19 protein-coding genes are annotated in these 20,734 nt (G+C 45.4%); 2 read left to right on the top strand and 17 right to left on the bottom strand.

The window, feature by feature from the left end:
- Nucleotides 1-34: 34 nt before the first annotated feature.
- Both GTQ48_RS04155 and GTQ48_RS04150 read left to right on the top strand, forming a co-directional pair.
- Complete coding sequence (locus GTQ48_RS04155) at nt 35-976, top strand: hydrogen peroxide-inducible genes activator (protein WP_163105302.1); 942 nt, start codon at nt 35-37, stop codon at nt 974-976.
- 128 nt (nt 977-1,104) lie between these two features.
- Entirely contained in the window at nt 1,105-2,013 is a 909-nt protein-coding gene (locus GTQ48_RS04150) for a LysR family transcriptional regulator (protein WP_163105301.1), read from the top strand.
- Between the two features lie 129 nt (nt 2,014-2,142).
- Here GTQ48_RS04150 and ppnP read toward each other — a convergent pair whose 3' ends face one another.
- The 17 genes from ppnP to flhA all read right to left on the bottom strand — a co-directional run bounded on the left by ppnP (nt 2,143) and on the right by flhA (nt 20,651).
- Nucleotides 2,143-2,427 carry a pyrimidine/purine nucleoside phosphorylase gene (ppnP, locus tag GTQ48_RS04145; RefSeq protein ID WP_163105300.1) on the bottom strand — a complete coding sequence of 95 codons (285 nt, stop codon included), beginning with the start codon at nt 2,425-2,427 and terminating at the stop codon, nt 2,143-2,145.
- Nucleotides 2,428-2,592: 165 nt separating this feature from the next.
- A complete protein-coding gene (locus GTQ48_RS04140; protein ID WP_239059982.1) occupies nt 2,593-3,195 on the bottom strand; it encodes a DUF938 domain-containing protein in 603 nt (200 codons plus the stop codon).
- Nucleotides 3,196-3,228: 33 nt separating this feature from the next.
- On the bottom strand, nt 3,229-5,853 hold the full coding sequence (gene metH, locus GTQ48_RS04135; protein ID WP_163105299.1) for a methionine synthase: 2,625 nt from the start codon (nt 5,851-5,853) through the stop codon (nt 3,229-3,231).
- Nucleotides 5,854-5,862: 9 nt separating this feature from the next.
- Nucleotides 5,863-6,930 carry a homocysteine S-methyltransferase family protein gene (locus GTQ48_RS04130; RefSeq protein WP_163105298.1) on the bottom strand — a complete coding sequence of 356 codons (1,068 nt, stop codon included), beginning with the start codon at nt 6,928-6,930 and terminating at the stop codon, nt 5,863-5,865.
- A gap of 3 nt (nt 6,931-6,933) precedes the next feature.
- Nucleotides 6,934-7,872: a homoserine O-acetyltransferase MetA gene (gene metA, locus GTQ48_RS04125; RefSeq protein ID WP_163105297.1), complete on the bottom strand. Its 939-nt coding sequence runs from the start codon at nt 7,870-7,872 to the stop codon at nt 6,934-6,936.
- Between the two features lie 249 nt (nt 7,873-8,121).
- A complete protein-coding gene (locus GTQ48_RS04120; protein WP_163105296.1) occupies nt 8,122-8,556 on the bottom strand; it encodes a DUF2802 domain-containing protein in 435 nt (144 codons plus the stop codon).
- A gap of 100 nt (nt 8,557-8,656) precedes the next feature.
- A complete protein-coding gene (locus GTQ48_RS04115; protein WP_032094424.1) occupies nt 8,657-9,148 on the bottom strand; it encodes a chemotaxis protein CheW in 492 nt (163 codons plus the stop codon).
- A 16-nt stretch (nt 9,149-9,164) separates the two neighbouring features.
- A complete protein-coding gene (locus GTQ48_RS04110; RefSeq protein WP_163105295.1) occupies nt 9,165-10,064 on the bottom strand; it encodes a chemotaxis protein CheW in 900 nt (299 codons plus the stop codon).
- A 6-nt stretch (nt 10,065-10,070) separates the two neighbouring features.
- Complete coding sequence (locus GTQ48_RS04105) at nt 10,071-10,835, bottom strand: AAA family ATPase (RefSeq protein ID WP_163105294.1); 765 nt, start codon at nt 10,833-10,835, stop codon at nt 10,071-10,073.
- A gap of 29 nt (nt 10,836-10,864) precedes the next feature.
- Complete coding sequence (locus GTQ48_RS04100) at nt 10,865-11,995, bottom strand: protein-glutamate methylesterase/protein-glutamine glutaminase (protein WP_163105293.1); 1,131 nt, start codon at nt 11,993-11,995, stop codon at nt 10,865-10,867.
- Between the two features lie 34 nt (nt 11,996-12,029).
- Nucleotides 12,030-14,273 (bottom strand): chemotaxis protein CheA, encoded by a 2,244-nt coding sequence (locus tag GTQ48_RS04095; protein ID WP_163105292.1) that lies wholly within the window; start codon nt 14,271-14,273, stop codon nt 12,030-12,032.
- Between the two features lie 12 nt (nt 14,274-14,285).
- Entirely contained in the window at nt 14,286-15,041 is a 756-nt protein-coding gene (locus GTQ48_RS04090; protein ID WP_163105291.1) for a protein phosphatase CheZ, read from the bottom strand.
- A 34-nt stretch (nt 15,042-15,075) separates the two neighbouring features.
- On the bottom strand, nt 15,076-15,459 hold the full coding sequence (gene cheY, locus GTQ48_RS04085) for a chemotaxis response regulator CheY (protein ID WP_013785088.1): 384 nt from the start codon (nt 15,457-15,459) through the stop codon (nt 15,076-15,078).
- A gap of 35 nt (nt 15,460-15,494) precedes the next feature.
- Entirely contained in the window at nt 15,495-16,226 is a 732-nt protein-coding gene (locus GTQ48_RS04080; protein ID WP_032094418.1) for an RNA polymerase sigma factor FliA, read from the bottom strand.
- On the bottom strand, nt 16,223-17,089 hold the full coding sequence (locus GTQ48_RS04075; RefSeq protein WP_163105290.1) for a MinD/ParA family protein: 867 nt from the start codon (nt 17,087-17,089) through the stop codon (nt 16,223-16,225). Before GTQ48_RS04075 ends, GTQ48_RS04080 begins: the two co-directional genes overlap by 4 nt.
- A gap of 5 nt (nt 17,090-17,094) precedes the next feature.
- Nucleotides 17,095-18,522 carry a flagellar biosynthesis GTPase FlhF gene (flhF, locus tag GTQ48_RS04070; RefSeq protein WP_163105289.1) on the bottom strand — a complete coding sequence of 476 codons (1,428 nt, stop codon included), beginning with the start codon at nt 18,520-18,522 and terminating at the stop codon, nt 17,095-17,097.
- A 29-nt stretch (nt 18,523-18,551) separates the two neighbouring features.
- Nucleotides 18,552-20,651, bottom strand: a complete 2,100-nt coding sequence (gene flhA / locus GTQ48_RS04065) for a flagellar biosynthesis protein FlhA (RefSeq protein ID WP_163105288.1) — start codon at nt 20,649-20,651, stop codon at nt 18,552-18,554.
- Nucleotides 20,652-20,734 lie beyond the last annotated feature (83 nt).

Below are 20,734 nucleotides of genomic sequence, written 5' to 3'. Positions count from 1 at the left end.
TCATTAACTATAGTCAAAAGTAGGAGTTTTAATTATGCAATTAGGTGGTAAAGCCCCCTCGTTTAACCAGATTCGCTACTTTGTGGCCGTTGCAAAATACCTCAATTTTCGACAGGCAGCAGGGGCACTTGGCATTAGCCAGCCCACGCTGACTAGCCAAATAAATGCGTTAGAAGACACACTGAATTTAACGCTGTTAGAACGTTCCCGCACTGGCACCTTGCTTTCGCCACAAGGAAAGGCGCTTTTAGCCAGTGCAGAGGAGGTATTGCAGTCTACTCAACGCTTCTCTGAAATGGCCCGCGATCTCTCAAAAGGGGAAGTAATCACCTATCGGCTTGGTATTCCTCCAACACTTGGTCCTTATTTATTGCCTTTTGTTTTACCCGATTTGCACAGACTAAAGCCGGGACTGCGATTTTACGTAAGAGAAGCGTCACCCGATGACTTGCAGCACGGATTATTAAGAGGTGAGTACGACATTATCCTTTCTCCCCTTTCAAGTGATAACTCACAGCTTATTACTTCGCCGCTGTTCAAAGAACCGCTAAAGTTTGTTACCCCGTCTGATCATTTTCTATCGGGTAAAGCATTTGTTCACCCTGAAGATATCAGCGGTGAAAAAATACTTACGTTAGAAGATAAGCACCATTTTCATCATCAAGTGCAAAGAATATGCGAAGACATAGGTGCAGACCTACAGCGAGACTATGAAGGCACCAGCCTTGATACATTAAGACAAATGGTGGTTATGGGCATGGGCGTTGCTTTTTTGCCCGGTCTTTATATTCATTCTGAATTACACAAACCTGAAGCTTTACACGTGTGTGAAATTGCTGACATGCCTATTGAGCGCCAGCACTCTCTTGCATGGCGTAACACATCACCTAGTAGAAAGACCTTCCGTGAGATGTCTATTATTATTAGGCGTATTATTGAAGAGCGGCTGGCTGATGCTGTCACTATGTGTGATTAGGCTTGGTGAGTGAAAAAAAGCTTGGTATTTAATTAAAGCCAGTTATTTAAATAGGGTTATTGAATTAGCGCTTTTAACACACCTATTGATGTTATATTGACTCCACATTCACTAGCGCTTTTATACACATGATTGATAGACAACACCTGCGTATTGTCCACGCAATACACCAGCATGGCACGATGACACAAGCCGCGAAATCTTTGTATTTAACCCAATCGGCCTTAAGTCATGCTATGAAAAAGCTTGAACACGAGTTTAATGTTCCGCTTTGGCAGAAAGAAGGCAGGCGTTTGTTTTTAACTCAGGCAGGTGAAAGTTTACTTGGCCTTGCACAGCGTATATTACCTCAGTTTGAACACACAGAAGCGCAACTTCGTCGATTTGCCGAGGGCAAGCAAGGCACACTGCGCATTGGAATGGAATGTTACCCCTGCTTTGAATGGCTATTGAAAATAGTCGCTCCCTTTCTAAAACGATTTCCTGATGTAGACGTAGACGTACGACGTGCCTTTTCTTTTGGCGGCCTTCAAGCGCTGCATGGTTATGACATTGATGTACTCATTACTCCCGATCCCCTGCACTTAGACGCGATTACTTACACACCTGTGTTTAGCTACGAACAGGTTCTAGTGATGCATAGTACACACGACTTAGCGACGAAGGCATTTATAGCGCCTCGGGATCTCGCTCAAGAGACGCTCATTTCCTACCCAGTAGAAACTAGTAGGTTGGACATATTCTCTCAATTCTTAACACCGGCCAATGCATCGGTTAAAAGTCACAAAACCATAGAGACCACTGAGATTATTCTGCAAATGGTGGCAGCAGGAAGAGGGGTAACTGCGCTGCCTAAATGGCTTGTAGATGAGTCGCAAGAAAGTGAATTGCTGTGCTGTCGTCCCCTTGGCGAAGAAGGGTTAACAAAAACCTTATTCGTGGGGCATAGAAAGCGTACTGACACGCTGGGTTTTATTGATAGTTTCGTAGAGATGGCAATGGCGCAAGGATTAAAAACAAACAGCCCGCAGCAATAACTGCGGGCTGATGATGACGAAGGCGCTGTTGAGAATCAAGGCGCCTTCGTCCATATAGGTATTAGCTAGGGCTAAGGCTTTCTGTGCATTTAGCCCAAAACTCGTACAACAAAGTTCAACACACCCTAACTAGCTGTAAAAGCAAAGGTAAGCCGTTGGCGATGATACTTTTACATCAAACGACACATTGGCATCTACGTTAAATTCAGTACCGGTAGGAAACGATTGCCACTCATCGCTGCCGGGTAATTTTACGGTAAGCTCACCCTCAACAACTTTCATTAGCTCTTTCTTTGAAGTATCGAAAGTATACTCACCTACAGACATCACACCGGATGTACAGGGACCATTTGCTGAATCAAATGCTATTGAGGTGACTTTATTGTCGAAGTAGTGGTTAACTGAAAATGACATATTATTCCTTGTTAGTTTTTTTAAGAAAAATGGTTTTAAACAAAGGCGGTAGAAAAACAGAAGTTCAAAGACTTCAGTTTCTGGAGCCTCGGCTAACGTAACCAGGCAAACGTACCTCTATTGGAGTAGCTCTGTTAACAAAGTGGGCTCGAATCCACTGCATTGCTACTCTTTCGTCCACACTAACATAAGATTGTTAGCAGGCATCGTTATCATTTCTTTCAATGTGAGTCGCTTAGCCCATGCTTCGAGTTCATCAATATCTCTGTAGCCGCCATAGCCCCGCTCGACTAACGATTGGTGAAATTCAGCATTACTTTGAGATGAGTAAATCCCTGATTGTGTGAACGGGCCGTACTGGCAAAATGTACCGCCTTTAGGTAATTTCTGCGATACTAATTCCATGAGCAGTTTCGCCTCATGCTTTTGCATAATATGGGCAGTATTGGCGGAAAATATCCCATCAAAGGGCAAAGCAGGAAACGGGTCTACACCCACCTTGAATTCGACTGGTTGAATAAGGTTGGATAGTGAAGACTCACTTATCCAGGCGTTTATTCCGTCATGGTACTCGTATTGATCGCTCGTATGCCAAGTCAAATGAGGCAGATGAGCAGCAAGATAAGATGCGTGCTGCCCGGTTCCACTACCAATTTCGAGCACCTTTTGAGTATGAGCGAACGCCCTTTTTAGAATATCTAAAATTGGGCGTTTATTATTCTCACAGGCTTGGCTAAAGGGTTTTTCCATTACTGTTGTAACTTCCATCTTACAGATACTTTCGCCAAGGGACAGATTGACCTAATCACTCAGATTTGGCCCCAGCCACTTCTCGGCTTCTTCCAGTGTCCAGTTTTTACGCTTGGCGTAATCCTCAACTTGATCAGGTTGAATTTTAGCCACCGCAAAATATTTTGCCTCTGGGTGAGCGAAGTACCATCCCGATACAGACGCGCCAGGCCACATTGCATAACTTTCAGTAAGCGTCATGCCGGTGTGTTCTTTTGCTGATAACAAATCCCAAATGAGCTGTTTCTCAGTATGCTCTGGACACGCCGCATAGCCTGGTGCAGGTCGAATACCTTGATATTTCTCCCTAATAAGCTCTTCATTACTCAAGGTTTCATTAGGTGCATAGGCCCAATACTTCAAGCGCACCTGCTGATGAAGATATTCAGCGAAGGCTTCGGCTAAGCGATCGGCAACGGCTTTTACCATAATACCATTGTAGTCATCACCGACCTTAATGTATGTATCGGCAAGGGTGTCCTCACCTATGCCGCCAGTGACTGCAAACGCGCCGATGTAATCTGCAATTCCGCTTTGTTTTTCAGCCACAAAATCGGCAAGGCAATAGTTGGCAAATTTATCTTTTTGGGTTTGCTGACGCAGATGATGTGCAACGCCTTTTATCGAGGTGCGGCTCTCATCAGAATAGACTTCGATATTATCGCCCACCCTATTTGCGGGAAACAACCCTATCACGCCTTTTGCTTCAAGTGAGCCATCGGCAATAATTTTATCTAACATAGCGTTGGCATCGGCAAACAATGACGTTGCTTCTTCACCCACCACGTCATCATTAAGAATTCGCGGATATTTCCCTGCTAATGACCACGTCAAAAAGAAAGGCGTCCAATCAATATAATCTCGCAATGTAGCCAAGTCTGCGGTAATAGGCGTAACACCAAGCTGCGCTGGCTTAACCGGTGGCTCGGCAAAATTGACTTTACACCCATTAGCTCGCGCAGCCTCAAGCGTAACAGGCTTACTGCGAGGCTTTTTACGAGCATGCTGCTCTCTCACCGTATCGTATTCTTTCGCTAATTCTTTTGCGTATATATCCCGCGAACCTTTGTTGAGCAATTTCTGACACACGCCTACTGCACGACTCGCATTAGGTACATAGGCCACTGCTGAATGATAGTTTTGCTCTATCTTAACGGCAGTATGGGCTTTCGACGTTGTTGCACCACCGATAAGTAAGGGCATATCAAAGCCTTGGCGCTCCATTTCTTTAGCCACGTACACCATTTCATCTAGCGACGGCGTAATGAGACCCGAAAGGCCAATCATATCCACATTTTCTTCTTTCGCTTTTTGAAGAATATTTGCCGCGGGCACCATGACACCCATATCAATAACTTCAAAGTTATTACACTGCAAAACAACGCCAACAATGTTTTTGCCGATATCGTGAACATCACCTTTTACGGTGGCCAGTAATATTTTACCGTTACTTTTATTATCCTCAGACTTTTCAGCTTCGATATACGGCTGTAGATGAGCCACTGCTTTTTTCATTACCCGGGCAGATTTAACTACCTGGGGTAAGAACATCTTGCCTTCGCCAAATAAATCCCCGACGACATTCATCCCATCCATGAGCGGGCCTTCAATAACGTGTAGCGGGCGTTCAGCCTCTAAACGCGCTTCTTCGGTATCATCAATAATGTAATCGGTAATGCCTTTTATCAAAGCATGCTCTAAACGTTTACTAACGCTTTGTTCTCGCCAGCTAAGATCTTCTTTTGCCGCAGCCTTTCCATCGCCTTGGAATTGTGGGGCAATTTCGAGTAGTCGCTCGGTGCCATCGCTGCGCCTGTTTAATATGACGTCTTCTACCGCTTCACGAAGTGCCTTGGGAATTTCATCGTACACCTCAAGCTGACCGGCATTAACGATGGCCATGTCCATTCCCGCTCGAATAGCGTGGAAAAGGAAAACCGAATGCATAGCTTCGCGAACAGGGTTATTGCCCCGAAACGAAAAGGAAATATTCGAAAGACCACCCGAGATATGTGCATAAGGGCATGTTTTGCGGATAACGCGCGTTGCCTCGATAAAATCTACAGCGTAATTGTCGTGCTCTTCGATACCGGTTGCTACAGCAAAGATGTTTGGGTCAAAAATAATATCTTCGGGTGGGAAACCCACTTGCTCAGTGAGGACCTTATAGCTTCGTTGACAGATTTCAACTTTGCGCTGTTGCGTGTCGGCTTGGCCTTTTTCATCAAACGCCATAACAACCGTAGCGGCGCCATATCGTTTAATTTTTTTCGCTTGAGCAATAAAGAGCGCTTCGCCCTCTTTAAGACTTATGGAGTTAACAATGGCTTTTCCCTGTACGCATTTAAGCCCAGCCTCAATGACGTCCCATTTCGAGGAGTCAATCATAATAGGCACTCGGCTAATGTCGGGCTCAGACGCAATAAGGTTTAAAAACGTCACCATCGCCAGCTCGGAATCAAGCATCGCCTCATCCATGTTGATGTCGATGATTTGCGCACCGTTCTCAACTTGCTGACGAGCAACGTCGAGTGCCGCTTCGTAATCACCTTCCAAAATGAGTCGTTTGAAACGTGCTGATCCAGTTACGTTGGTTCGTTCACCAATATTAATAAATGTAGAAAAATCTGCGCTCACATTGCCCTCCTAGTGTACAAAAGGCTCTAGGCCTGACAGACGCATTTTAGGTTCAAATGCAGGAACTTGGCGAGGCTTAATGCCCGCAACAGCGTTGGCTATATCACTTATGTGCTCAGGCGTACTTCCACAGCAGCCCCCCACAATATTGACTAAACCAGATACCGCCCACTCTTTGATATGTTCGGCCATTTCGGGGCCCTCCATATCGTATTCACCAAACTCATTGGGCAGCCCAGCATTGGGGTGTGCTGAAATTAAACACTCTGAAATAGTGGCAACTTCATCAACATACTGACGCAAAAGATCAGGGCCTAATGCACAGTTCAGTCCGAAAGAAAAAGGTTTGATATGACGCATAGAGTAGTAAAACGCTTCGGCGGTTTGACCTGAAAGTGTGCGTCCCGATGCGTCGGTAATGGTACCCGACACCATGACTGGCAAAGTTTTACCCACTTTTTCAAAGGTTTGCTCAACAGCAAAGGCCGCCGCTTTGGCATTTAGCGTATCGAAGATGGTTTCAAGCATAATGAGGTCAGCACCACCTTCAATGAGTGCTTCCGTAGACTCGCTGTACGCTTTGACTAATTCGTCAAAGGTTACGTTTCGTTTGCCCGGGTCATTTACATCTGGGGATATTGAAGCGGTGCGGTTGGTAGGCCCAAGCACGCCCGCAACGTAACGAGGTTTGTCCGGTGTTTTTAGACTGTATTGTTGCGCGGCTTTCTTAGCAAGTTTCGCAGCTGCCACGTTAATATCACGAGATATGTCTTCCATGTCGTAATCGGCCATGGCGATGGTGGTAGCGTTAAATGTGTTCGTCTCAATAATATCAGCACCAGCGTCTAGATAATCGCAGTGAATTTGGTAAATGAGGTCGGGCTGAGTTAAAACAAGAAGGTCGTTATTTCCTTGAACATCGCAGTGCCAATCGGCAAATTGGTCGCCGCGATAGTCATCTTCTTCCAGTTTATGGCGTTGGATCATGGTGCCCATGGCGCCATCTAGAATTAAAATTCTTTCTTTTGCGGCACTGGCTAAACTAGCTCGTGCTTTCGAATCTAAATCGTTACTCACGCGTTACCTCTTTGGCTGTGGTTTTTCAGCTAACTGGCTTAAATCATACGGCGTTGTTTGATAAACGTAATAGTTAAGCCAATTTGTAAACAATAGACTTCCATGGGAGCGCCATTGAACTAAAGGCGGTTTAGTTGGGTCATTGTCAGTGAAATAATTATTTGGCACCGCAGGATGTTGACCAGCCTGCACGTCACGCAGATATTCGTCTTTTAGCGTGTCCGGTTCGTACTCGGGGTGCCCGGTAACAAATACCATCCGTTTGTCTTCTGAAGCTACAATGTAAGCGCCCACTTCCTCTGACTCAGCCACTACATTAAGACCTTCAACACTATTATAAAGTGATGTGTCTATGTGACCGTAACGAGAGTGTGGTGCCGCAAAAGGTGAGTCAAATCCACGCAGTAATTCGTTGTTCGGATCGTTCACAGTGTGCTGATAAACGCCTGAAAACTTTTCGTTTCGAAGCTCCCGCGTCACGCCGTAGAAATGATACATTGCCGCGTGAGCAGCCCAGCATAAATAGAGGGTTGAGTTAACGTGGCGCTGGGCCCACTGTAAAATAGTTTTCATATTTTCCCAATACTTCACCTCTTCGTAATCGAGTAAAGCAAGGGGGGCACCCGTGACAATCAATCCGTCATACTTTTTATTCGCCACGCTGGAAAACTCGTGATAAAAGGCATCCATATGAGACTGCGGCGTATTTTTTGGTGCTTGGTTATCAATGCGAATAAAGTCCACATTGATTTGCAATGGCGTATTAGACAGTAATCTTAGCAACTGCACTTCTGTCTCTATTTTATTGGGCATCAAATTAAGAATACCCACTTCAAGAGGACGAATTTCCTGACTCGCCGCTCTATCCATATCCATAGTGAATATGTTTTCACCTAACAAGACATTCTGAGCAGGCAGTTGCACAGGGATACGGATTGGCATAAATAACTCCAGTCAAAAAAACGATAACTGTATTGTGGCGAATACTGTGAATATGTCAACATCTTTACGTCTAGACGTCTAAACGCAATATTGGGAGGAAAGTTGGGAGGACAATTGGAAGGGAAGCGTATGAACGCTAGATAACAGTAAGAAAGATTAAAAAATATGTAAGTAACATTGCCGCGTCACGCACCTTCAACACAAACGACAAGAGTGACTAAGACTCATTTAGATAGCAGCAATAAAGAATTAGCTGCCGGACTTGTGCACCATAACAAGCATTTCGGCTTCGGCACGGGGAATATCGCAGGTTTCAATAATCTCCTCAATCGTCGCGCCTTGTTTGACCAAATCCGCAGCCCGCTGATACAGCTTCAACGATGGATCTTGAAATTTGAGCTCTCGAAGTTGATTGTCCACGTCTTGCTGCTTTTCATCAATACGCTGTAAATGCTGACTGATCACAACGCTTCTAGTCTGAATTTCAGATTGCTGGTTGTTAGCATCATTAACCTGAACGGCCATACTCGACAACTCCTTTGAAACCCTGACGGTAAGGTTTTCTAACAGTTCAGTTGTTTTACGAAGTTTTGTATAAAGCACTATAACGGCGATAATGAGTAAAAGACTGATTACCGCGAGTATACATTCAACCAGTGACAGAGCAGCAAGCTGCAAGTCCATATGCGACACACCTAAATGAGACCGAGATACAAAGGGAAGCCGACGGCACTCGTGCCATCAACTCTACTTTCACTATATAGTATTTACTAAAGACTACTCACTAAATACTGCTTAGCTCGTCCCACTCTTCATCGCTTAGCAACTTGTTCAAATCCACTAAGATAAGAAGCTCGCCATCGCGATTACTGACGCCTTGGATAAACTTAGCACTTTCTTCAGTACCTACGTTTGGCGCACTGTCGATTTCAGACGACTTCAGATACACCACTTCAGCGACGCTATCGACGAGTATGCCAACGACTTGCTCATCAGACTCTATAATAACAATACGCGTATTGTCGGTAACTTCTGTAGGAGGTAAACCAAAGCGTGCTCGCGTATCGATAACCGTAACAACGTTACCACGCAGGTTTATTATTCCTAATACATAGTCAGGCGCACCGGGCACCGGCGCTATTTCGGTATAACGCAATACTTCTTGTACCTGCATTACATTAATACCGTATGTTTCATCACCTAGGCGATATGTCACCCACTGAAGGACTTCATCGTTGCTGTCAGTGCCGTTATTTTTCATCTTTTCGTCGCTCATGAACCTGGCTCCCGTACTATGGCGTCTGGTCGTTGCTGCCTAAGCCTTTGTTAAGCATAGATATTAATTCTTCAACGTCAATTAATGCACACATCTTTTCTTTAACCATCCCCGCTAACCAAGGACGTTTACCAGTGGATCCGCGCCATTTGACATCATCTTTTGTTAAATTAACGGTGTTAACTAGCTTTTCGCTAGCTAATCCCCATTCGCTATCTCCCAACATGATCATGTATCGATAGTTAAGAGATTCAGCGAGTTCTTCGGTATATTTTTCTGGCATTACCCACTTTGCTGAGTCTACTACACTTAGTTTAGACTCTCTGTGCAACATTACACCCATAAACCAGTCAGGTTTTCCAAAAAGTGGTGCAATTTTATCTATTTGGTGTATTCCACCAAGGGTGGTTAATGGAACGGCAAGGGTTAACCCTGCCACTTCAAAAAATAACGCCTGAAAACGAAAGTCTAGACTGTCTTGAAGTGCAACCTTCGTTTTTGCAGCTATTGTTTCTTCATCGCTACTTTTTTCAGTAGACGAAGAACCTCTAATTTCCAGTTCATCTGAGGTGATAACCTCAGGCGTTCTCACACTGGAGTCAGCAACGTTTTCGTGTTCTGTTAATGAACGGCTATCTTTCGCACTACTTAATTCACGTAAGCTGCTCTTTTCATAAGTGCCATGCTCAGAAACGTTTTGCTCAGCTTTCAGTGTAACGGCATCAATCACGTCGTTATCTTGAGGCAGTGGTATCGTATCTTTAACTAACCGCTCCTCAGTAATATGATGAGAAGCTTGCTCAAGCAGCTTAGCTGCCCGAGCGGTTGCGTCGTCAGCCTCTATAGGCTCTTTAAGCAAACCATCTAAATACGCTTCCATCACGTCTTCACGTGCAAACGGAGACTGCTTACTCATCGCTCATTATTTCCCTAACACTTCAAGCAGTTTACCGTAGGCCGCAACGCCTCGTGTTTTCGGATAGGCCGCTGAAATGGGCAACTGCACCAAGCTGGCATCTCTAAAATGCGTATCAACCGGGATAACGCCTTCCCAAACACGCCCACCGTAATCGCTCATTAAGCGCTTACGCGATTCAAGCGCCGCGTTTGTTCGTTTATCAAACATGGTTGGAATAATGCAGGTATCAAAACTTTTGCCCAATGAGCGCCCCATTATTTCCATTGTACGAATCATTCTATCTAAGCCTTTTAACGCCAGGTATTCGGTTTGTGTCGGCACGATAACCTTGTCACACGCTGCCAGTGCATTCACCATCAACACACCTAACACAGGTGGGCAGTCGATAATGGCCACATCAAATTCATTGTCGACTTTTGCTAGCGCTTTCTTAAGCACTAAACCCATGCCCTGTTCACTCCCCATGGTTCTATCAAGGGTAGCAAGCGCCATTGTTGCGGGTAGCACATAGAGATTATCTATTTTGGTTGGGCAAAGGCAATCTAAAACGCTATCGGCCGTTAAACTGGCAGACTTAATAAAAATGTCGTAAACCGAATGACTTAGCGCTTCAGCATCGATACCAAAATAGTAACTTAACGATGAGTGAGGGTCGGTATCAATGAGTAACACGCGCTTACCTTGCTGCGCGAGTAAACCGCCTAAACTCACGGTGGTAGTAGTTTTACCTACCCCACCCTTTTGATTTGCTACTGTCCATACCTTCACGACATAATGTCCACTACACGATTAATACACTAACGCATTTCGGAAAGAATGCAGTTGCTCATATCATCAACATTAATATTTTGCGTTGATATATTCGCCACGGCAACCGCTTGAGGCATGCCGTAAACCACACAGGAGTCTTGATCCTGGGCCCAAATTGTAGCGCCTTTCTCTTTTAACTTTCTACAGCCCTCGCGCCCGTCGGCTCCCATACCGGTGAGGATTATCCCCAACACGTCGCCCGAAAAAGCTCGTTCTAAGGAGCTAAAAGTGAGATCAACACTTGGCTTGTAGTTAACCTTGTCAGCACTGCTAGCATCGACAATAGCAATCTTTTTTTGCCCGCCAACAGTTTCAATGAGCATTTGTCTTCCGCCAGGGGCCAAGTAAGCCTGACCAGGCATTAGAATGTCTCCGTGCTCAGCTTCTTTCACGCCTATTTTACAGTTTGCATCTAACCGCTGTGCAAACGCCGTCGTAAAAGTGCCAGGCATGTGCTGAACTAAAATAATTGGGTACGGAAAATCTGAGGGTAAAGGCATTAGCACTTTTTGCAGCGCTACCGGGCCCCCCGTTGAAGCGCCAATGGCAAGACACTTATATCGTTTACCCGTTGCTTTAACCGATGAAACCGTAGGCTGCTTCGCCGCGTCTTTATGACCCGACAGCAAACCTGACGTTTTGAAAAAGGCCTGTTTCGGTGCATTGGGAGGTAATCTTCGGGTTTCCTCAGATCTGAACGTGGGGCGTTTCAGCCCTATACCTCTGCGCGCAATCAAACGAACTTTAGTACACAACAGGCGCGTTGCATCTTTTCTATCTTGCGCTATATCTTCAAATTTCTTCGGTAGAAAATCGAGTGCACCTGCTTCTAATGCATCTAACGTAGCTTGTGCCCCATGATGGGTAAGTGATGAAAACATTAAAATAGGGATGGGCTTATTTTTCATGATGGCTTTAACCGCCGAAATGCCGTCCATAACGGGCATTTCAACGTCCATCGTAATTACGTCGGGAGATAGCTCTTTAATTTTATCAAGGGCATCTCTGCCGTTTCTAGCTTCACCTACAACCTCTAACTCTCTATCTTCATCGAGTATTTCTCTTACACGACGACGATAAAACGTTGAGTCGTCCACGACCAGGACTTTAAAGACCATGGATTACTTTTCCTATTGTTTGTAAACCAGCTTATTATGGCTTACGAGCATACCGCTTCAGAAGGCTTGGAATATCTAAGATCAACGCAATACCGCCGTCGGAGGTTATTGTTGCGCCTGCCATTCCTGGAGTGCCCTGTAGCAGCGCATCCAGTGGCTTGATTACCACTTCTTCTTGCCCTATTAATGCATCGACAACAAAACCAACTTGTCGGGTACCAACTTGCACCACGACCACATGCCCTTTCTCTCTCTCGATAGACTTAGGCCCTCTGATTAGCCAGTCGCCAAGGAAAAATAACGGTATAGCTTTAGAGCGAACTATCATTGTTAACTGTCCATCAACCGTATTGGTCTTTTTGATGTCCATGTTAATTATTTCACTGACAGAGCCTAGAGGTAATGCGAAGGTTTGCTTACCAATTATAATCATCAGTGTTGGCAAAATAGCTAAGGTAAGTGGAACTTTTATCTCTAACCGAGTGCCTTTACCAAGCTGAGAGTCGATATTTACCGTACCATTAAGCTGATTTATCTTAGTTTTCACCACGTCCATGCCAACGCCACGACCAGAAATATCGCTAATTTCCGTTTTCGTAGAGAAGCCCGGTGCAAAAATAAGATTAAAGGCTTCAACATCTGACATTCGTGCTGCAGCGTCGGCGTCTAGCACACCGCGACTGATAGCAATTTCTTTTAATTTTTCAGGGTCCATGCCCTTACCATCGTCTTCGATGGTAAGTAAAATGTGATCACCTTCCTGCGATGCAGATAGCTTAACCGTTCCCATTCTTGGTTTGCCAGAAGCTGCACGGTCATCTGGCATTTCCACACCGTGGTCGACGGAGTTTCTCACCAAGTGAACCAGCGGATCGGCAAGTGCTTCCACCAAGTTTTTATCTAAATCTGTTTCTTCACCTTCAAGCTCTAGGGTAATCTCTTTTTTGAGACTTCGCGCTAAATCACGAACAACCCTTGGGAAACGGCCAAATACTTTCTTAATTGGCTGCATCCGAGTTTTCATTACCGCGCCCTGTAGATCTCCGGTAACCACATCTAAATTTGCTATCGCTTTAGACATGCTCTCATCGTTGGTGTTTATACCAAGGCTTATCAATCTATTACGAACGAGTACCAGTTCGCCCACCATATTCATGATTTGATCTAGGCGTTTAGTATCAACACGAACGGTAGTTTCAGCTGGCGGCGCACTAGGTGCAGCTTTCTTCTCGTCTTTCTTGCCAGAATCTTTACTTGCTGGGGCTGTAGATGCTGCCTTACTGGGCGCTGGCGCAGCAGGTGCCGCCTTAGCCGCAGCGGGTGCAGATTGCTTTGCTTTTTGTATAGCTTCAGTCGCCGCTTTATCAACATTAGGCTCTGGAGCTTTGGTATCGGAGGCGCTTTGAACGGTTGGACCTTGCCCTGAACCGTGAAGTTGGTCTAGCAGCGCTTCAAATTCATCATCAGTAATTTCTTCATCGCCGGACGCAGATGTGGATTGTGGCGCTGGCTGACTGGGTGCAGCGCTTTCTTCTGCGGCGCTGAACTTGCCTTTACCGTGAAGGTCATCAAGAAGCGCTTCGAACTCATCGTCGGTAATATCATCGCCACTGCCCGACGAAGCATCAACGCTAGACGAAGCTGGTTCTTTCACTTCGCTTTTTGTGTCTGTAGGAGGTTTAGCTGGCGCAGATTTTCCAGGCGCAGAGGAACCGTGAAGTTCATCAAGTAGAGCCTCGAATTCATCTTCACTGATTTCATCAATATCCCCACCAGAGCTTGCCGGCGCAGGTGCTTCGTCTACGATGTCTAGTTCAGGTTCAGAGGCTATTTCAGGTTGAGCGCTTGGAGCAGATTCATCGGTATCAAAAATATTTTCGTCCGGTGACTCTGGTTTGCTTAACTTGTGCAGAGTATCTACAAGTTTGGCGTCGGCAGGTTCCAATGGTTCTTGGGATTTTACCCGCTCAAACATATCTACCACTACGTCTGTAGCCTGTAGAATAATATCCATTAATTCTGGCGTAAGCGTGCGCTGGCCATTTCTCATGACATCGAAAACGTTCTCGGCACCATGACAAATTTCAACTAACTCGGTGAGCGATAAAAATCCCGCTCCGCCTTTAACTGTATGATATCCGCGAAAAATTGCGTTAAGCAAATTCGCATCTTCAGGATTGTTCTCAAGATCAACGAGCTGTTCTTGTAATTGTTCAAGTATCTCTCCAGCTTCAACTAGAAAGTCCTGTAGTATTTCCTCGTCAACATCAAACGACATGCGCCCGCTCCCCTAAAAACCTAAGCTCGACAGAAGATCATCAACATCATCCTGGCCCGATACAACATCATCACGTGTTTCTGCGTCGATAATCGGACCCTCTGCTTTCACACCTTCAGCCTTATCGGCCTCAGGGCATAATGGTTTAGTTTGTTCTGAACCATCTCGCTCGCCAAACATGGTAAGCATGTTGACTAAGCTCTCTTCAACTTCTTTTACTAAGTCGATAACGCGGCGGATAACCTGACCTGTTAGGTCTTGGTAACCCTGCGCCATTAATACTTCAGTTAGCAATTGTGTAAGTTTAGCCGACTGCGAAGCACCATCTTCTAACAATTCGTCTAAGTCTTTGCATAAAACCTTGAATTCACCCACTTCAATCTGGCGAGTCATGAGCTTTTTCCACTCAGGCATCACGCTATCAATGCGAGAAGCTAGCAGTTCAGCTATAGGCATGCTCGCCTCTACCGCATCCATGGTAGTGTTAGCTGCTTTCTCAGTTTCTTCAATAACGTAAGTTAGGCGAGTTTGCGCATCGGGAATATCATCTGTCGCTAAATTCTTTATGCGAGCGTCTATTTGAAAATTGTTCAGCGCATCATGAAGTTGGCGCGTTAGCTTTCCAACCTCAGCGAAAAGCTCTACATTTTCTTTCATTGACGCGGCTTCAAATAGTGCATTAGCCGACGCATTATCACCAGCTTCAAGATAAACAACGAGTTGCTTAGCTTCTTCTAATGAAAGTGGAACGTTTGTATTCGTTGTCATCCAGTAAACCTCGTTTCTCTGGTGAGCGTCTGGATCAACCTAAACGTTCGAATATTTTATCTAGCTTTTCTTTCAATGTAGCTGCAGTAAATGGCTTAACTACATAGCCATTCACGCCTGCTTGCGCAGCGGCAACAATTTGTTCTTTCTTCGCTTCAGCGGTTACCATTAGTACCGGCAAATGCTTCAGCTTGTCATCGGCGCGAATTGCCCTAAGCAAATCGATACCCTGCATGCCTGGCATGTTCCAGTCGGTTACAACAAAATCGAAATCACCCTGCTGTAGCATAGGTAACGCCGTATTTCCGTCGTCCGCTTCCTGGATGTTTGCGAAACCCAAATCTTTTAGTAGGTTTTTTATGATACGTCTCATGGTTGAAAAATCATCGACCACGAGAATCTTCATGCTCTTATCCAAAATAGCCTCCAGTGAGGGGTTAATTGTTTTAATTTCTATTCTTCGTCAGCTTGCCACGACTTCATTCGAGATTTGAGTTTTAACATGGCCTGACTGTGAATTTGACTTACTCTCGATTCACTTACATCAAGAACTTCACCGATTTCTCTTAGGTTCAATTCTTCATCATAGTATAAAGAAAGCACGATCGCTTCTCGCTCTGGTAACGTGGTGATTGCTTGCGCAAGTGACTTTTGAAACGCCCCTTGCATAAGGTCTTCCAGCGGTGCATCACTACCTCTACTTTGCTCAGTAGTAATCACATCTTCCGAAACACCTAAATCTTCAATCCCAACTAGCTTACCTGCATTTACCTCGTTGAGCATTTGATGATAGTCCTGCAAGCTTACGTTTAGCTTAGCAGCAATATCAACATCTCTTGCATCTCTTCCCGTTTCGCCCTCTACACGAGAGATGGCGTCTGTTATGGCACGCCCGTTTCTATGCACCGAACGGGGCGTCCAGTCACCTTTGCGAATTTCGTCTAACATAGCACCGCGAATGCGAATACCCGCGAACGTTTCAAAGCTTGCGCCTTTCGAACCGTCAAAGTTTCGAGCGGCTTCTAAGAGTCCAATCATGCCAGACTGAATAAGGTCATCAACGAGCACACTAGCAGGGAGTCGCGCTATCAAGTGATGTGCTATGCGCTTCACAAGGGGCGCGTGTCGCTCTACTAACTGCGACTTATCAGTTTGTTGTTGATAAGCTGCCGCCTTACTGTTCAACGCTGATTCCCTACTGCTTTTTCTGCAATTAACTGCTCAATGAAAAACTCTAAATGACCACCTGGTTGAGCCGGTATTGGCCATGATGCCGCTCTATTCGCTAGCTGGCTTATCGCAACAGCAGCAGGTGAGCCTGGATAGGCATCGACTATAGCAGTTTGCTTTCTAACTGCACGGCGAATATTTTCATCAAACGGTATTGTTGCAACTAATTCTAGCGCAACATCTAAGAAGCGCCCTGTTACTTTACTCAATTTGCTAAATAGCTCTTGCCCCTCGCGCACGTCCCTCACCATATTCGCTACCACTTTAAAGCGAAACACGCCGTGCTCGCGATTAAGCAATTTGATAAGGGCGTAGGCATCGGTAAGTGAAGTGGGTTCGTCGCACACTACTACCATTATGTCTTGGGAAGCTTTTGCAAAGCTGAGCACCATGTCAGAAATGCCCGCGGCAGTATCGACAAGCAACACATCAATAGGCGTGCGAAGTTCGCTAAACGCACGTATCAAGCCTGCATGCTGCGTCGTTGAAAGCTCGGCCATCGATTGGGTTCCCGATGTTGCTGGCGCAATTTTAATACCGTGGGGACCAGTAACTAGTACATCGTCTAGCGTGCACTCACCGGACAAAACATGAGACAAGTTCTTTTCAACGCGAAGGCCTAACATGACATCTACGTTTGCCAATCCTAAGTCGGCATCAAGAACCATCACACGTTTACCTTGCTTAGCCATAGCAATTGCTGTGTTAAGCGTAATATTTGTTTTACCTACGCCACCTTTGCCTCCGGTGACGGCGATAACTTTGATTAACCGTGATTGCTTCATTTTTCTTAAGCTACTCGCTTGGTCGTCAATCATACTACTTATGCTGTTTTAATATCGTTGTTATTACTAGTATGATCCAAACCATATTTTTTATAAAGCTTTGCAGCAGCGGAAACTAAAGATTTCGCTTCTGCAATCTTAATGTCTTCAGGTACTTTCTGACCGTCGGTGACATAGCTAACCGGTAACTGATACTCGACTGCCGCACTGAGTACCTCTCCTAAAGAATAGCACTCATCTAACTTTGTGAAAATACAACCACTTAGTTCGATGTCGTCATACGCTCTAATGATACGCTGTAATGCAGGATATTGTGTATTTGCCTGCGCGACTAAATATTTTTTCACCACGGGCATCTGACCGTTGTCAAAATGCTTTATTTGCTTAATTAATCGACTATCTCGTTGACTAAATCCAGCCGTATCAATCAATACTAGTCGTTTATGACGAAGTTGGAACAATAAATCTGAAAGTTCTTCACTTGATTGCGCTTTTCGCACCGTACAGCCAATAATCTTACCGTAAGTTGCAAGTTGCTCATACGCCGCAATACGATAGGTATCAATGGTGATCATTGCCACAGAATCTGCGCCATACTTTTGTGCATAGCGAGCGGCTAATTTCGCCACCGTGGTTGTTTTACCTGTACCCGTTGGTCCAACTAGTGCGACAGCACCTTGTGCGGTAAGTATATCGTTACCCGTTACATTTAATCGATTAGCCAATAGGTTAAGAAGATAAACCCAGGCATCTCTCTCGTTATAATGCGAAGGTGTATAACTGATAAGTTGCTTAGATAATGCTTTGCTAAGCCCCATATCGGTTAAGCGAGTGATCAAATACTGATGAACGGGTTTTTGACGAGTCTGTTTTGCCTCCATCAAGTCAGCCACTTGGTGCTGTAGTACCCCTCTTAATGACGCTAGCTCTTCTTTTATCTGCGCTAGCTCATCAGACGGTGCAGCTGGCGCTTCTTCAATGCTCGACGCTTGATGAGAAGGAAATGCTTCGCTTTGTCTTTGATACTCACTGGGGCCCGAATGTCTGTCAACAGGTTGCTGTGCTTCAACCTCGTCGATGAATGCGTCGGAGAAATTAAGATGCGATGCAATATCATTGGCATGCTGTGCATTTACAGACGTCGGTTGCATGACCTCTGCTGAAGCAGCCTGTCCCGCGCCATGTTGCTTTTCAAGCAGCGCCTTTAGGCTGTCTGGACCATCATCGCCAATGATCTCGCTAAGACTCGGTGTAGCATTTTGCTTAGAAAACGTTTGTGAAGAAGGAGCACCGGAAGGTTTGCTAATATTTAGCTTTGCTTCTGGCTCTTTGTCGTAAGCTGCAACAAGTTCGATGCCATCAGCCACTTTGCGATTTGACATGATAACCGCATCGCTACCTAACTCAGCCTTTACTTGGCTTAATGCCTCGCGCATATCTTTGCCAAAATATCGTCTTATTTTCATTGCAACCTCTCCACTCACCCAGCGTCAGATTATTGACCGACCGAACTGACTATTTTTATTTGCTTGTCATCGGGCACTTCTTGGTAAGAAAGCACATGTAACCCAACAACAGAATACTTAAGGAAGCGCGATAACACCGGTCTTAGCATTCCTGAAGTAAGAAGCACTGCGGGCTCTCCTTCAAGTTCTTGCTGCTGACTGGCTTGTTGCAGTGATTTTTGCAACTTATCTGCCAAGCCTGGCTCAATACCAGCGCCATCTTCGCCACCTGCTTGAAGTGACTGGTGCAACATCTGTTCCAACTCTGGCGCCAAGGTTATGACAGGTATCTCTTTTGAACCTTGGGTTATTTCTTGAACTATTAGGCGCTTAAGTGCAATTCGCACCGCCGATACCAACACATCTGGGTCTTGGCTGCGGGTTCCGTACTCACTTAACGTTTGAACAATAGTTCGCATGTCACGAATTGGCACACCTTCAAACAGCAGCGTTTGCAGTATTTTAACTACCGTACTAAGGGGGAGTATGTCAGGCACTAATCCCTCTACGAGTTTAGGATGCTGCTTCGCTAGCATATCGAGAAGCTGCTGCGCCTCTTCATGACCTAAGAGCTGATAGGCATTGTTCGTCAGCAGTTGACTTAGGTGAGTCGCGACTACCGTTGCAGCATCGACTACGGTGTAGCCAAGTGTTTGCGCGTGCTCTCGCTTGTTCGGTTTAATCCATACCGCATCAAGACCGAAGGCAGGGTCTTTTGTTGCCCTTCCCTCTAACTTGCCAAATACTTGCCCTGGATTAATTGCTAACTCTTCATCGTGACTTATTACTGAATCGCCAATGGTAACGCCAAGCATCGCAATGGTGTACGTATTGGGCTCTAAGTCGAGGTTATCGCGAATATGAACTGGGGGAATGAGAAAACCCAATTCTTGAGACAGCTTTTTACGTACCCCTTTAATACGGGTTAATAGCTCGCCCCCTTGGGACTTATCAACTAACGGTATTAAGCGATAGCCTACTTCAAGACCGATTGTGTCAACCTGCTGTACATCGTCCCACCCAAGCTCTTTCACCTCTGGCGCGACTGACTCGTCTCGTGACAGCGTGTCTGGCACTTGTGGCTCAGCCGCTTTCTTCTTCGCGTTGTGAGTTTGAAAATACGCAACACCAGCAATAAGAAAGGAAAAACCAAGAAACGCAACATGGGGCATTCCCGGTATAATTCCCATGACGAATAACACGCCTGAGGCTATATACAGCGCTTGGTTATTACCAAGCTGCCCGCGAATTTCTTTACCCATTTCTTGAGACTCATTCTCACGAGTCACAATAATCGCGGTAGCAACCGACAACAGCAGTGAAGGTATTTGAGCAACCAAGCCGTCGCCAATAGTCAGTAGCGTATAAATTTCAATCGCATCGCCAAATGACAGACTATATTGAATTATCCCGATAAACAGTCCGCCAACGATGTTGATAAGCATAATAAACAGGCCAGCAACAGCATCACCCTTAACAAATTTTGACGCACCATCCATAGAACCGTAAAAATCTGCTTCTGCGGTTATTTCTTCACGGCGCTCCCGGGCTTGGTCTTGGTCGATATATCCGGCGTTTAAATCGGCGTCTATGGCCATTTGTTTTCCAGGCATTGCATCAAGGGTAAAGCGAGCGTTCACCTCAGAAATTCGCCCCGCACCAGCGGTAACTACTTTAAAATTGATAATCAGTAAGATAGCAAATACCACGATACCTACCGCGTAGTTACCACCAATAACCACTGCACCAAAAGCTTCAATAACCTTACCCGCAGCGTCGCCGCCTTCATGGCCGTACAACAACACAACCCGCGTAGAAGCCACGTTCAAAGCGAGGCGCAATACCGTAGCGATAAGCAAGACAAGTGGAAAAATACCGAAATCGACAGGCTTTTGCGTTAAAACCGCCACCAGAATAATGACCAAGGACAATGCAATATTGAAGCTGAACAGAACATCTAGAAGAAAAGGGGGCATGGGTAGAATGACCATACCCATAATGGCAAGCAAAACTATGGGGGCACCTAAGCCACTGGTGAAGTTTTGCAACTGATTCTTATCGAACCGCTGAAGATAGCCGGATAACTGCATCGTTGGATGTCTCTCTATCAGAAAATTGACGCTTAACGTTAATCTGATAGAGATATAACAACTAACGTGCCAGCTTTAGGTTT

The sequence above is a fragment of the Alteromonas genovensis genome, assembly GCF_010500895.1.
GTDB classification, from domain to species: domain Bacteria; phylum Pseudomonadota; class Gammaproteobacteria; order Enterobacterales; family Alteromonadaceae; genus Alteromonas; species Alteromonas genovensis.
This window is presented reverse-complemented; position numbering and strand designations above follow the sequence as displayed.

Bases quoted from the DNA above. Each gene is read 5' to 3' on its own strand.
- GTQ48_RS04090 (WP_163105291.1), bottom strand. From the start codon at position 15,041: ATGACAACGAATACAAACGTTCCACTTTCATTAGAAGAAGCTAAGCAA.
- ppnP (WP_163105300.1), bottom strand. From the start codon at position 2,427: ATGTCATTTTCAGTTAACCACTACTTCGACAATAAAGTCACCTCAATA.
- GTQ48_RS04110 (WP_163105295.1), bottom strand. From the start codon at position 10,064: ATGAGTAAGCAGTCTCCGTTTGCACGTGAAGACGTGATGGAAGCGTAT.
- GTQ48_RS04140 (WP_239059982.1), bottom strand. From the start codon at position 3,195: ATGGAAGTTACAACAGTAATGGAAAAACCCTTTAGCCAAGCCTGTGAG.
- GTQ48_RS04100 (WP_163105293.1), bottom strand. From the start codon at position 11,995: ATGGTCTTTAAAGTCCTGGTCGTGGACGACTCAACGTTTTATCGTCGT.
- GTQ48_RS04150 (WP_163105301.1), top strand. From the start codon at position 1,105: ATGATTGATAGACAACACCTGCGTATTGTCCACGCAATACACCAGCAT.
- GTQ48_RS04120 (WP_163105296.1), bottom strand. From the start codon at position 8,556: ATGGACTTGCAGCTTGCTGCTCTGTCACTGGTTGAATGTATACTCGCG.
- GTQ48_RS04095 (WP_163105292.1), bottom strand. From the start codon at position 14,273: ATGTCGTTTGATGTTGACGAGGAAATACTACAGGACTTTCTAGTTGAA.
- flhF (WP_163105289.1), bottom strand. From the start codon at position 18,522: ATGAAAATAAGACGATATTTTGGCAAAGATATGCGCGAGGCATTAAGC.
- GTQ48_RS04115 (WP_032094424.1), bottom strand. From the start codon at position 9,148: ATGAGCGACGAAAAGATGAAAAATAACGGCACTGACAGCAACGATGAA.
- flhA (WP_163105288.1), bottom strand. From the start codon at position 20,651: ATGCAGTTATCCGGCTATCTTCAGCGGTTCGATAAGAATCAGTTGCAA.
- GTQ48_RS04155 (WP_163105302.1), top strand. From the start codon at position 35: ATGCAATTAGGTGGTAAAGCCCCCTCGTTTAACCAGATTCGCTACTTT.
- GTQ48_RS04075 (WP_163105290.1), bottom strand. From the start codon at position 17,089: ATGATTGACGACCAAGCGAGTAGCTTAAGAAAAATGAAGCAATCACGG.
- metA (WP_163105297.1), bottom strand. From the start codon at position 7,872: ATGCCAATCCGTATCCCTGTGCAACTGCCTGCTCAGAATGTCTTGTTA.